We start from the raw sequence: 12,807 nt of genomic DNA, 5'->3' as shown, positions 1-12,807 counted from the left end.
AATACGATGAAAGCATTACATTTTGGCGCAGGTAACATTGGCCGCGGTTTTATCGGCAAACTGCTGGCAGACGCGGGCATTACCCTGACTTTCGCCGATGTGAATCAGACGGTCCTGGATGCCCTGAATGCTCGTCATAGCTATCAGGTGCATGTGGTCGGTGAAAACGAGCAGATTGACACCGTGACCGGTGTTAGCGCGGTCAGCAGCATCGGTGACGAGGTTATCGACCTGATTGCCGAGGTGGACCTGGTGACCACCGCCGTCGGACCGGTAGTGCTGGAGCGCATCGCCCCGGCCGTGGCGAAAGGGCTGGCAAAACGTAAAGCCCAGGGTAACGACGCCCCGCTGAATATCATCGCCTGTGAGAACATGGTGCGTGGCACCACCCAGCTGAAAGGTCACGTGCTGGCTGCGGTCGCTGATGAAGACAAAGCCTGGGTTGAAGCGCACGTCGGCTTTGTGGATTCCGCCGTTGACCGTATCGTTCCGCCATCGGCCTCAGCGACCAACGACCCGCTGGAAGTGACCGTTGAAACCTTTAGCGAGTGGATTGTCGACAAAACCCAGTTCAAAGGCGCGCTGCCTGAGATCCCGGGTATGGAATTAACGGACAACCTGATGGCATTTGTCGAGCGTAAGCTCTTCACGCTGAACACCGGGCATGCTATAACCGCCTACCTCGGAAAATTAGCCGGTCATCAGACCATTCGCGACGCGATCCTCGATGAGAAAATTCGCGCAGTGGTTAAAGGTGCAATGGACGAGAGCGGCGCGGTTCTGATTAAACGCTACGGTTTTGATGCCGATAAGCATGCGGCATATATTCAGAAAATCCTCGGTCGTTTTGAAAACCCGTATCTGAAAGATGACGTTGAGCGCGTGGGCCGTCAGCCGCTGCGTAAGCTGAGTGCGGGTGACCGTCTGATCAAACCGCTGCTCGGTACCCTGGAGTACGGCCTGCCACACGCTAACCTGGTCACCGGTATCGCCGCCGCCATGCATTACCGCAGCGAAGAAGATCCGCAGGCGCAGGAGCTGGCACAATTAATTGACGAGAATGGCCCACAGGCTGCGCTGGCGCAGGTATCCACGCTGGATGCCAACAGCGAAGTCGTGGTGGAGGCCGTTAACGTTTACAACGCAACCAAATAATGCAGGACCGGGCGCCGGTCATCCTGCGCCCGGATGATAGATTGTCAGATATGCAGGCAACAATGGAACAAACCCAGGCCTTTGAAAACCGTGTGCTGGAGCGTCTGAATGCTGGCAAAACCGTTCGAAGTTTCCTGATATCCGCCGTCGAGTTGTTAACCGAGGCGGTGAATATTCTGGTGCTTCAGGTGTTTCGCAAAGACGACTACGCGGTGAAATACGCAGTTGAACCGTTACTCGACGGCGACGGCCCCTTGGGCGATTTATCCGTGCGTCTGAAACTGATCTATGGCCTGGGCGTCATCAGCCGTCACGAGTATGAAGATGCCGAGCTTCTGATGGCGCTGCGCGAAGAGCTGAATCACGACGGCAGCGAGTATGCGTTCACCGACGACGAAATCCTCGGCCCGCTTGGCGAGCTGCACTGCGTCACCGCTCTGCCCCCGACGCCGCATTTTGATACCAGCGACCCGGAGCTGTACGCGATGCAGAAGCAGCGTTATCAGCAGATTGTCCGCTCCACCATGGTCCTTTCCCTGACTGAGCTGATTTCCCGAATCAGCTTAAAAAAAGCGTTTCAGAAGTAAGCCTGCGCACATTGGTGTATCCTTCCCTGTAATCTCCCCCGAATTTAGAGCTATATGTGATGAAAGAAGTCGAAAAGAACGAAATTAAACGCCTGAGCGACCGCCTGGATCTGATCCGCCACCAGCAGGCAAGCCTTTCGCTGGTTGATGCCGCCGAGAAATACGCCGAGCTGGAAAAAGAGAAAGCGACGCTGGAAACTGAAATCGAGCGCCTGCGCGGCGTGAAAGACCAGAAGCTGAGCAAAGAAGCGCAGAAGCTGGCAAACCTGCCTTTCCGTCGGGCGATCACCAAGAAAGAACAGGCCGACATGGGCAAGCTGAAGAAAAGCGTGCGCGGGCTGGTGGTTGTTCACCCGATGACCGAGCTGGGCCGTGAAATGGGCCTGAAAGAGATGACGGGTTTTAGCAAGACTGAGTTCTGATTTCCCCGCATTTTTCCCCTTTCCCCCTGCGGAGAGGGGATGACTCTCCTCCCCTCAAATTGGCCCAACCAATTCCGCAACCAACCCTCCTCTGGTTCACACTTCCATAATCTTTGCTCACAAACTCATTGCCGATTAATAACATTTGGTTAACCATTTGTTGTCATTAACCCTACATCACACTATTGGCAGGACCACTTTTACACTTATTGTGACGCCGAGATGAGCACAGACTCACCGCGCCGCAGCAGGTGTGGTCCTCAGGAGACCTGCAATGAGCCTCTGGCAACAAAACTACGATCCGGCAGGAAATATCTGGCTGTCGAGCCTGATAGCATCGCTACCTATTCTGTTCTTCTTCTTCGCGCTGATTAAACTCAAGCTGAAGGGGTACCTTGCCGCAACGTATACCGTGGCTATCGCCCTGATGGTGGCGCTGTTCTTCTACAAAATGCCGGTCGACCGTGCGTTAGCCTCCGTGGTGTATGGCTTCTTCTACGGACTGTGGCCGATTGCGTGGATCATCATCGCGGCGGTCTTTGTCTACAAAATCTCGGTGAAGACCGGGCAGTTCGACATTATTCGCTCGTCAATCCTCTCCATAACGCCGGACCAGCGCCTGCAGATGCTGATCGTCGGCTTCTGTTTTGGTGCATTCCTCGAAGGGGCGGCAGGCTTTGGCGCACCGGTGGCGATTACCGCCGCGCTGTTGGTTGGGCTGGGCTTTAACCCGCTGTATGCCGCCGGCCTGTGTCTGATCGTCAATACCGCGCCGGTTGCCTTTGGCGCGATGGGTATTCCGATTCTGGTGGCCGGACAGGTCACCGGGCTGGACAGCTTCGAAATCGGCCAGATGGTAGGCCGCCAGCTGCCGTTCCTGACCATCATCGTGCTGTTCTGGATCATGGCGATTATGGACGGCTGGCGCGGTGTGAAAGAGACCTGGCCTGCGGTAATGGTGGCGGGCGGCTCTTTCGCGATTGCCCAGTACCTGAGCTCCAACTTCCTCGGCCCGGAACTGCCGGACATTATCTCCTCACTGGTGTCGCTGGTCTGTCTGACCCTGTTCCTGAAGCGCTGGCAGCCGGTACGAACCTTCCGCTTTGGCGATATGGGCGCGTCGCAGGTTGATATGACCCTGGCGCGCACCCGCTACACGCCGGGCCAGATTGTCCGCGCCTGGTCGCCGTTCCTGTTCCTGACCGCCACGGTGACGCTGTGGAGCGTACCGCCGTTTAAAGCCCTGTTTGCCCCGAATGGCGCGCTGTACGACATGGTGGTGAACATTTCCGTGCCGTTCCTCGACAAAATGGTGGCCCGCATGCCGCCGGTCGTGCATGACGCCACGCCGTATGCTGCGGTCTACAAGTTCGACTGGTTCTCCGCGACCGGCACAGCGATCCTGTTTGCCGCTATTCTTTCTATCGTATGGCTGCGGATGAAGCCAGCCGCGGCAATACAGACCTTCGCCAGTACGCTGAAAGAGCTGGCGCTGCCGATTTACTCCATCGGGATGGTGCTGGCCTTCGCATTTATCTCTAACTACTCAGGACTGTCGTCGACGCTGGCACTGGCGCTGGCGCATACCGGCTCCGCGTTCACCTTCTTCTCGCCGTTCCTCGGCTGGCTGGGGGTGTTCCTGACCGGATCGGATACTTCATCTAACGCACTGTTTGCTGCCCTGCAGGCGACCGCTGCCCAGCAGATCGGCGTCTCGGACGTGCTGCTGGTTGCGGCCAACACCACGGGCGGCGTCACCGGGAAGATGATCTCTCCGCAGTCCATTGCCATCGCCTGTGCGGCGGTAGGCCTGGTGGGTAAAGAGTCGGACCTGTTCCGCTTTACCGTGAAGCACAGCCTGATATTCACCTGCATGGTGGGTGTGATCACCACCCTGCAGGCCTATGTCTTAACCTGGATGATCCCATGATAGTCATGCCCAGACGCCTGTCCGACGAGATTGCCTCTCGCGTGCGGGCGCTGATTGAAGAACAGCAGCTGGAGGCGGGCATGAAGTTGCCCGCCGAGCGCCAGCTTGCCAGCCAGCTTGCCGTGTCGCGCAACTCGCTGCGCGAAGCGCTGGCGACGCTGGTCAGTGAAGGGGTGCTGCTGAGCCGTCGCGGCGGCGGAACCTTTGTACGCTGGCAGCATGAAGACTGGTCCGGGCAGAACATCGTTCAGCCGTTAAAAACGTTAATGGAGAACGACCCGGACTACAGTTTCGATATCCTCGAAGCCCGTCACGCCATCGAAACCAGCACCGCCTGGCATGCCGCAATGCGCGCCACGCCGGCTGATAAAGAGAAGCTGAAGGCCTGTTTTGAGGCAACCCACAGCAGCGATCCGGATATCGCCTCGCAGGCGGATGTGCGTTTCCATCTGGCGATTGCCGAAGCCTCGCATAACGTTGTGCTTCTGCAGACCATGCGTGGCTTTTTCGACCTGCTGCAATCCTCCGTGAAGCAGAGCCGTCAGCGCATGTATCTGGTCCCACCCGTTTTTGCAAAGCTTACCGAACAGCACGAGGCGGTGCTTAACGCCATTCTTGTTGGCGATGCCGAAGCCGCGCGCACTGCGATGATGGCGCACCTGGGCTTCGTCCACACCACCATTAAACGATTCGATGAAGATCAGGCTCGTCAGGCGCGCATTACCCGCCTGCCCGGCGAGTCCGCCGATCCCAGGGAGAACAAAGCATGATTATTTCCGCAGCCAGTGACTACCGCGCCGCGGCGCAGCGCATCCTGCCACCGTTCCTGTTCCACTACATTGATGGCGGGGCCTACTCTGAATACACGCTGCGTCGCAATGTGGAAGACTTATCGCAAGTCGCCCTGCGCCAGCGCGTGCTGAAGAATATGTCTGACCTGAGCCTCGACACGACGCTCTTCAACGAAAAACTGTCGATGCCGGTGGCCCTCGCCCCGGTCGGACTGTGCGGCATGTATGCCCGTCGCGGCGAAGTGCAGGCCGCCGCCGCCGCCGATGCAAAAGGGATCCCCTTTACGCTCTCGACCGTCTCGGTCTGTCCGATTGAAGAAGTCGCCCCAACCATCAAGCGCCCGATGTGGTTCCAGCTGTACGTCCTGCGCGACCGCGGGTTTATGCGCAATGCACTGGAGCGTGCCAAAGCGGCAGGCTGCTCGACGCTGGTCTTTACCGTCGACATGCCCACCCCGGGTGCCCGCTATCGCGATGCCCACTCCGGGATGAGCGGCGCAAATGCAGCGATGCGTCGTTACTGGCAGGCGGTGACCCATCCGCAGTGGGCGTGGGATGTGGGGGTCAATGGCCGCCCGCACGATCTGGGGAATATCTCGACCTATCTCGGTAAACCAACCGGGCTGGAAGATTACATCGGCTGGCTGGCAAATAACTTCGATCCGTCGATCTCGTGGAAAGACCTGGAGTGGATCCGTGAGTTCTGGGATGGCCCGATGGTGATCAAAGGGATCCTCGATCCGGAAGATGCCCGCGATGCGGTGCGCTTTGGCGCAGACGGGATTGTGGTCTCGAACCACGGCGGACGCCAGCTGGACGGGGTACTCTCTTCTGCCCGCGCCCTGCCAGCGATAGCCGATGCGGTGAAAGGTGATATTGCCATTCTTGCTGACTCGGGCATCCGCAACGGTCTGGACGTGGTGCGCATGATTGCGCTGGGTGCGGACACGGTCCTGCTGGGCCGTGCGTACCTGTACGCGCTGGCGACCCACGGCCAGGCGGGCGTGGCAAATCTGCTCAACTTGATCGAGAAAGAGATGAAAGTGGCGATGACCCTGACCGGAGCGAAGACTATCCGTGAGATCAGTAAAGAGATGCTGGTCCAGGAGCTGAGCAACCTCCCGGCCGGGCTGGCCCCGCTGGCACAGGGGAATGCGGCCTAGCCCCTCACCCTAACCCTCTCCCCAAAGGGGAGAGGGAATGCTATTCTGCCCGCCGCAACTTTTGAGCCAAATGAGATGGGAGAGCATGCTTAACATCGTTCTATTCGAACCAGAAATTCCACCTAATACTGGCAACATCATCCGTCTGTGCGCCAATACCGGTTTTCGCCTGCATATCATTGAGCCGATGGGCTTTACGTGGGACGACAAACGCCTGCGCCGCGCCGGGCTGGATTATCACGAATTCACTGCCGTGGTTCGCCACCCTCATTACGCTGCCTTTGTGGAAGCGGAAAACCCACAGCGTATGTTCGCCCTGACGACGAAAGGCACGCCCGCGCATAGCGCAGTGAGTTATCAGGAAGGCGATTATCTGATGTTTGGCCCGGAAACGCGCGGGCTGCCCGCGACCATCCTCGATGTCCTGCCTGCTGAGCAAAAAATTCGTATTCCGATGATGCCGGACAGCCGCAGCATGAACCTGTCGAATGCGGTGTCGGTGGTGGTGTATGAAGCCTGGCGCCAGCTGGGTTATGCCGGCGCCGTTCTCAGAAGCTAAATCCCGTCGCCATACTCAAAGGTATGGTGAATACCGTTGAAGAACTGATCCATGTCCATTGACGGTTTATCGCTGTCTGGCTTGCCGACGATACGCGCCGGGACGCCAGCGGCGGTGGTGTGCGGGGGAACAGGCTGCAGGACCACGGACCCGGCACCGATCTTCGCCCCGCGCCCGACTTCGATATTGCCGAGGATTTTCGCCCCTGCGCCAATCATTACTCCTTCCCGAATTTTTGGATGACGATCGCCGCTGGTTTTGCCGGTACCGCCAAGGGTAACGGACTGCAGGATCGAGACATCGTTTTCAATCACCGCGGTTTCACCCACCACAATGCCGGTAGCGTGGTCGAGCATGATGCCGTGGCCAATCTTCGCTGCCGGATGGATATCCACCTGGAAGGTGACAGAAACCTGGTTTTGCAGGAAGATAGCCAGCGCGCGGCGGCCTTCATTCCACAGCCAGTGGCCGATGCGGTAGGACTGCAGCGCGTGGAAGCCTTTCAGATACAGCAGCGGCGTGGAGTATTTGTCCACCGCCGGGTCACGGTTGCGCACCGCCTGAATATCGCAGGCAGCGGAGGCGATCATCTCCGGATCGGCAGCATAGGCCTCTTCCACAATTTCACGGATGGCGATAGCGGGCATGATCGGGGAAGCCAGTTTGTTAGCCAGCATATAGCTCAGGGCGCTGCCGAGATTTTCGTGCTTGAGTAGCGTCGCGTGGTAGAAGCTGGCCAGCATAGGCTCGCAGTCGGCCAGAGCCCGGGCTTCGGCTTTAATATTGTTCCAGACGATATCCAGTTCTTCACACGGCATTGCTTGCTCCAGACGAAATGATAATGACCGGCCAGTTCTTCGCTAGCCGGGTCATTCAGGTGATAACGGTTCCCTGCGGTTAATTACTGCTACGCTCGTCCTTGCGTGCACGACCTAATAGGGTCAATGCTGCCTCGCGCGCATTTTTTCCGCAATACAATACCTGATAAATTTCCTCGGTTATTGGCATTTCCACCCCAAAGCGGTGTGCCAGCTCGCGAACTTCTTTGGTATTGCGATAACCTTCGACCACCTGACCAATCTTCTCCTGCGCGCCGATCACATCCATGCCCTGACCGAGCATCATGCCAAAGCGGCGGTTACGGGACTGGTTGTCGGTACAGGTCAGCACCAGATCGCCTAACCCTGCCATCCCCATAAAGGTGGCCGGATCGGCACCCAGCGCCGCGCCCAGACGGCTCATCTCAGTTAAGCCCCGGGTGATCAGCGCCGTACGCGCATTCGCCCCAAAGCCAATACCGTCGGACATGCCCGCGCCAATGGCGATAACGTTCTTCACCGCGCCGCCCAGCTGTACGCCGATAAAATCGGGGTTGCTGTAAACGCGGAAGCTTTTACCGCAGTGCAACAGCTGCTGCAGGTCATCAGCAAAGACATCATCGGTGGAGGCCAGCGAGATCGCCGTTGGCAGCCCTGCCGCCAGCTCTTTCGCAAATGTCGGGCCGGAGATCACCGCCAGCGGGATGTCATCCCCCAGGGCTTCTCGGGCGACATCCTGCAGCAGGCGTCCGGTCTCGGCTTCCAGCCCTTTTGTCGCCCACACCACCCGCGCATCAGCCCGCATCAGCGGTTTGATCTGCCGCAGCACATCGCCAAAGACATGGCTCGGGACAACAATCAGGATATTACGGCTGGCGGCCAGCGCCGTCGCAAGGGAGCTTTCGAGGTGCAGAGAGTCCGGGAAGGTGACATCAGGAAGAAACGCCACATTGCAGCGGTCCGCTTGCAGCGTAGCGATATGTTTAGGATCGTGGCCCCAAAGAACCACTTCGTGACCATTTCTTGCCAGAGTAATGGCAAGAGCGGTGCCGTATGAACCGGCACCGATCACAGTCATTGACGCATTGACAGTACTCATCAGGCATCCTGATGTTGTTCAGTACCTTCGCCAGCTTGCTGCTGCAGATAGTTCATGAACAGCGCATCGAAGTTCACCGGCGCAAGGTTCAGTTGCGGGAACGTACCACGGGAAACCAGGCTGGTGATGCATTCGCGGGCATACGGGAACAGGATGTTCGGGCAGTATGCACCCAGGCAATGCGCCATCTGATTACCGTCGATACCTTCGATGGAGAAGATGCCGCCCTGCTGTACTTCACACAGGAATGCAGTCTCTTCGCCCAGAGAGGCGGTCACGGTAACACGCAGTACGACTTCATACACGCCATCCGCCAGTTGGGTGGACGCGGTATCCAGATCAAGTTTAACTTCTGGCTGCCAATCTTTCTGGAAAACATGCGGCGCATTAGGTGCTTCGTAGGAGACGTCTTTAGTATAAATGCGCTGGATCTGGAACGTCATTTCGGTGTTGTTTTGTTCTGACATGGAAAAACCCTTTTTAATTGTCCTAAAACGCCTTAGCGCAGCAGGGGATCAAGTCCACCACGCGCATCAAGCGCATACAAGTCATCACAGCCGCCAATGTGCTGCGCATCAATAAAGATCTGCGGAACCGTCGTACGGCCACTACGTTTAATCATCTCTTCGCGCTTTGCAGCGTCGCCATCAATCGGCAGTTCCTGAACGGTAACGCCTTTGCTGTCCAGCAGCGCTTTTGCACGATGGCAGAACGGGCAGGTCGCTTTGGTGTAGATTTCGATATTGGCCATGACTTGACTCCTGTTTACTTACCGCGAACCAGAGGCAGATTCTCACCGCTCCAGCCAGAAATACCGTCCTTCAGGACAGTGACTTTCTCAAAGCCGGCTTTAACGAGTGTATTTGCCGGCTCCTGAGCCTGCATACCGCTACCGTCAACGACAATAATGGGTTTGTCTTTATGCTTATCCAGTTCGCCAAAGTTATTGGCTTTGATTTCAGTAGGCAGCAGGTTAATGGCGCCTGCAATATGGCCTTTACGGAAATCGTCACGCTGACGCAGGTCTACAACCACCGCCTCTTCTTTATTGATGAGACGCGTTGCTTCGCCACGGGTGATCACTTTCACTTTAGAGGTAATACCTTTGAAAGTGGTGAACAGTACTGCTGCCAGTAAACCAATCCACGCGATACAAAGTATGGGGTGGCGGCTAACAAATTGCATAATTTCTTGCATGGGGGGTAACAACTCCCGACTGAGTGAATAAAAAACCAGGACAGGAGTATACCTGTGCGCTGTGGCAAATACAGCCAGCGACAATAAGCTAATCCATTTTCTGCGGCCTGCCACGAAAAAAAAGACCCAAAATGACCTATCCTTACGCTTGCCCCTGCGATTTTCTTGATCTTCTGCGGCTATTTTATCGATTCAGCTGTAGTAAAATTACGCAAATTTTTCGTCTTTTGAGCAAAGAGGTTGTCGCAATGTCGGTTTCTAAAAAACCTGTGGTACTGATGATTCTGGATGGGTATGGCTACCGTGAAGACAGCCAGGATAACGCCATTTTCAGTGCTAAAACCCCGGTTATGGATGCACTGTGGGCCACACGTCCCCACACGCTGATCGACGCTTCCGGTCTGGAAGTGGGTCTGCCGGATCGCCAGATGGGCAACTCTGAAGTCGGACACGTCAACATCGGCGCAGGCCGCATTGTCTATCAGGATCTGACCCGTCTGGACGTTGAAATCAAAGAACGTACTTTCTTTACCAACCCGGTGCTGACGGGCGCTGTCGATAACGCCGTTGCCGCAGGCAAAGCAGTGCACATTATGGGTCTGCTCTCCGCCGGTGGCGTACACAGCCACGAAGACCACATCATGGCGATGGTTGAGCTGGCCGCGAAACAGGGTGCCGACAAAATCTATCTGCACGCCTTCCTCGATGGCCGCGACACTCCGCCACGCAGCGCTGAATCCTCCCTGAAAGCGTTCGAAGACAAATTTGCCGCGCTGGGCAAAGGCCGCGTGGCCTCCATTATTGGCCGCTACTACGCTATGGACCGCGACAACCGTTGGGACCGCGTTGAGCAGGCCTACAATCTGCTGGTTGAAGCCAAAGGCGAGTTCCAGGCAGACACCGCCGTTGCCGCGCTGCAGGCCGCTTACGCCCGCGATGAAAACGACGAATTCGTGAAAGCGACCGTGATCCGAGCTGAAGGTCAGGCTGATGCGGCAATGGAAGATGGCGATGCGCTGATTTTCATGAACTTCCGCGCTGACCGTGCCCGTGAAATCACCCGCGCCTTCGTCAATGCCGATTTCGACGGCTTCACCCGTAAGAAAGAAGTGAAGCTCGATTTCATCATGCTGACCGAATATGCCGCCGACATCAAAGTGCCGTGCGCGTATCCACCGTCATCGCTGGCGAACACCTTTGGCGAGTGGGTAGCGAAGCACGACAAAACCCAGCTGCGCATCTCCGAAACCGAGAAATATGCTCACGTTACCTTCTTCTTTAACGGCGGCGTTGAAGAGTCGTTCAAAGGCGAAGATCGCATTCTGATCAACTCCCCGAAAGTAGCGACCTACGATCTGCAGCCAGAGATGAGCTCCGCCGAGCTGACCGAGAAGCTGATTGCCGCCATCGAAAGCGGCAAATATGACACCATCATCTGTAACTACCCGAACGGTGATATGGTCGGCCACACTGGCGTCATGGAAGCGGCAATCAAAGCAATCGAAGCCCTGGATGCCTGCATCGATCAGGTAACGAAAGTCATCGAAGCCGTTGGCGGCCAGATGCTGATCACCGCTGACCACGGCAACGCCGAGCAGATGCGCGATCCGGCTACCGGCCAGGCGCACACTGCCCATACCAACCTGCCAGTACCGCTGATTTACATCGGTGATAAAGCGGTTAAAGCGGTTGATGGCGGCAAGCTTTCAGACATCGCGCCGACCATGCTGACCCTGATGGGCATGGAAATCCCGCAAGAGATGACTGGCAAGCAGCTGTTCATCGTGGAATAATCCGTCCCCATGAGGGGAAAGGCGATTGTTTCAATCACATGGGTCGTGAAACCGTTTCGGTTATCAGTCAGGCCCCTGCTCTACGCCAGCGCACTCAGCGCTGGCGTATTGCTGTGCGCGGCATCCGCCCAGGCGGACGAACGTGACCAGCTCAAATCCATTCAGGCCGATATCGCCGTCAAAGAGCGCGCGGTACGCCAGCAGCAGCAGCAGCGCTCGTCTCTGCTTGCCCAGCTTAAGCAGCAGGAAGAAGCCATTTCCGCCGCCGCCCGGAAGCTACGCGAAACCCAAAACACCCTCGCCCAGTTAAATAAGCAGATCGATGAGATGAACGCGTCGATTGCGAAACTTGAGCGCCAGCGGGCGGCGCAGGAGAAAAACCTTGCCGCGCAGCTCGACGCTGCCTTTCGCCAGGGTGAACACACCGGCGTCCAGCTGATCCTCAGCGGCGAAGAGAGCCAGCGCGGACAGCGTCTGCAGGCCTACTTCGGCTATCTCAACCAGTCCCGGCAGGAGACCATCGCGCAGCTTAAGCAGACTCGCGAAGAGGTCACCACGCAAAAAGCAGAGCTGGAAGAGAAGCAGAGCCAGCAGCAAACCCTGCTCTACGATCAGCAGGCCCAGCAGGCCAAACTGGAACAAGCGCGCAACGAACGTAAGAAAACCCTCTCCGGACTGGAGTCCTCCATTCAGGAGAGCCAGGCGCAGCTGGGTGAAATGCGCGCCAACGAATCCCGCTTACGTAGCAGCCTCGCCCGCGCAGAAGCGGCGGCAAAAGCACGTGCCGAGCGTGAGGCCCGTGAAGCGCAGGCCGTGCGCGATCGCCAGCAGGAAGCATCCCGCAAAGGCACCACCTACAAACCGACCGAAAACGAGCGCTCGCTGATGTCGCGTACCGGCGGCCTGGGCTCGCCACGCGGTCAGGCCTACTGGCCGGTCCGCGGTTCAATTCTGCATCGCTATGGCGAACAGCTGCAGGGTGAGCTACGTTGGAAGGGGATTGTGATCGGCGCAGCGGAAGGCAGCGAAGTCAAAGCTGTTGCCGATGGTCGCGTGATCCTTGCCGACTGGCTTCAGGGCTACGGACTGGTGGTGGTGGTTGAACACGGTAAAGGCGACATGAGTCTTTACGGCTACAACCAGAGCGCACTGGTCAGTGTCGGCACTCAGGTGCGCGCCGGTCAGGCTATCGCCCTGGTGGGCAGCAGTGGCGGTCAGGGCCGCCCGTCACTCTATTTCGAAATTCGTCGCCAGGGTCAGGCGGTCAATCCACAGCCGTGGTTGGGAAGATAA

General features: G+C 57.3%; 14 protein-coding genes. 9 read left to right on the top strand and 5 right to left on the bottom strand.

Annotated elements, in window-relative coordinates:
* The first annotated feature begins 6 nt into the window (after window positions 1–6).
* The 7 genes from mtlD (at window position 7) to trmL (ending at window position 6,607) form a co-directional block, all read left to right on the top strand.
* Window positions 7–1,155 carry a mannitol-1-phosphate 5-dehydrogenase gene (gene mtlD, locus ACRDD5_RS09725; RefSeq protein WP_271282947.1) on the top strand — a complete coding sequence of 383 codons (1,149 nt, stop codon included), beginning with the start codon at window positions 7–9 and terminating at the stop codon, window positions 1,153–1,155.
* Entirely contained in the window at window positions 1,155–1,742 is a 588-nt protein-coding gene (mtlR, locus tag ACRDD5_RS09720) for a mannitol operon repressor MtlR (protein ID WP_271282948.1), read from the top strand. Before mtlD ends, mtlR begins: the two co-directional genes overlap by 1 nt.
* A 59-nt stretch (window positions 1,743–1,801) precedes the next feature.
* Entirely contained in the window at window positions 1,802–2,164 is a 363-nt protein-coding gene (locus tag ACRDD5_RS09715; protein WP_271282949.1) for a YibL family ribosome-associated protein, read from the top strand.
* A gap of 274 nt (window positions 2,165–2,438) precedes the next feature.
* Window positions 2,439–4,094: an L-lactate permease gene (gene lldP, locus ACRDD5_RS09710; protein WP_271282950.1), complete on the top strand. Its 1,656-nt coding sequence runs from the start codon at window positions 2,439–2,441 to the stop codon at window positions 4,092–4,094.
* Window positions 4,091–4,864, top strand: coding sequence for a transcriptional regulator LldR (gene lldR / locus ACRDD5_RS09705; RefSeq protein WP_438676632.1), 774 nt, complete (start codon window positions 4,091–4,093; stop codon window positions 4,862–4,864). The genes lldP and lldR overlap by 4 nt, the downstream gene beginning before the upstream one ends.
* Window positions 4,861–6,048, top strand: coding sequence for an FMN-dependent L-lactate dehydrogenase LldD (lldD, locus tag ACRDD5_RS09700; RefSeq protein ID WP_271282952.1), 1,188 nt, complete (start codon window positions 4,861–4,863; stop codon window positions 6,046–6,048). The genes lldR and lldD overlap by 4 nt, the downstream gene beginning before the upstream one ends.
* A gap of 85 nt (window positions 6,049–6,133) precedes the next feature.
* On the top strand, window positions 6,134–6,607 hold the full coding sequence (gene trmL / locus ACRDD5_RS09695) for a tRNA (uridine(34)/cytosine(34)/5-carboxymethylaminomethyluridine(34)-2'-O)-methyltransferase TrmL (protein ID WP_438676631.1): 474 nt from the start codon (window positions 6,134–6,136) through the stop codon (window positions 6,605–6,607).
* Here the strand turns inward: trmL and cysE are convergent.
* The 5 genes from cysE to ACRDD5_RS09670 all read right to left on the bottom strand — a co-directional run bounded on the left by cysE (window position 6,604) and on the right by ACRDD5_RS09670 (window position 9,721).
* Window positions 6,604–7,425: a serine O-acetyltransferase gene (gene cysE, locus ACRDD5_RS09690; protein WP_271282954.1), complete on the bottom strand. Its 822-nt coding sequence runs from the start codon at window positions 7,423–7,425 to the stop codon at window positions 6,604–6,606. The genes trmL and cysE overlap by 4 nt on opposite strands.
* 79 nt (window positions 7,426–7,504) lie before the next feature.
* Window positions 7,505–8,524: an NAD(P)H-dependent glycerol-3-phosphate dehydrogenase gene (gpsA, locus tag ACRDD5_RS09685; protein WP_271282955.1), complete on the bottom strand. Its 1,020-nt coding sequence runs from the start codon at window positions 8,522–8,524 to the stop codon at window positions 7,505–7,507.
* A complete protein-coding gene (gene secB / locus ACRDD5_RS09680; RefSeq protein ID WP_271282956.1) occupies window positions 8,524–8,991 on the bottom strand; it encodes a protein-export chaperone SecB in 468 nt (155 codons plus the stop codon). Before secB ends, gpsA begins: the two co-directional genes overlap by 1 nt.
* A gap of 32 nt (window positions 8,992–9,023) precedes the next feature.
* Window positions 9,024–9,275 carry a glutaredoxin 3 gene (gene grxC / locus ACRDD5_RS09675; protein WP_271282957.1) on the bottom strand — a complete coding sequence of 84 codons (252 nt, stop codon included), beginning with the start codon at window positions 9,273–9,275 and terminating at the stop codon, window positions 9,024–9,026.
* Between the two features lie 14 nt (window positions 9,276–9,289).
* Window positions 9,290–9,721: a rhodanese-like domain-containing protein gene (locus ACRDD5_RS09670; protein WP_271282958.1), complete on the bottom strand. Its 432-nt coding sequence runs from the start codon at window positions 9,719–9,721 to the stop codon at window positions 9,290–9,292.
* A 248-nt stretch (window positions 9,722–9,969) separates the two neighbouring features.
* Between ACRDD5_RS09670 and gpmM the strand changes: the two genes are divergently transcribed.
* A complete protein-coding gene (gpmM, locus tag ACRDD5_RS09665; RefSeq protein ID WP_438676630.1) occupies window positions 9,970–11,514 on the top strand; it encodes a 2,3-bisphosphoglycerate-independent phosphoglycerate mutase in 1,545 nt (514 codons plus the stop codon).
* A gap of 33 nt (window positions 11,515–11,547) precedes the next feature.
* Window positions 11,548–12,807: a murein hydrolase activator EnvC gene (gene envC, locus ACRDD5_RS09660; RefSeq protein WP_271283095.1), complete on the top strand. Its 1,260-nt coding sequence runs from the start codon at window positions 11,548–11,550 to the stop codon at window positions 12,805–12,807.

The sequence above is a fragment of the Silvania sp. genome, assembly GCF_051656365.1.
GTDB lineage: Bacteria > Pseudomonadota > Gammaproteobacteria > Enterobacterales > Enterobacteriaceae > Enterobacter > Enterobacter hatchlandensis.
Note: the sequence above shows the minus strand (reverse complement) of the source record. Positions and strands in the feature narration are given on the sequence as shown.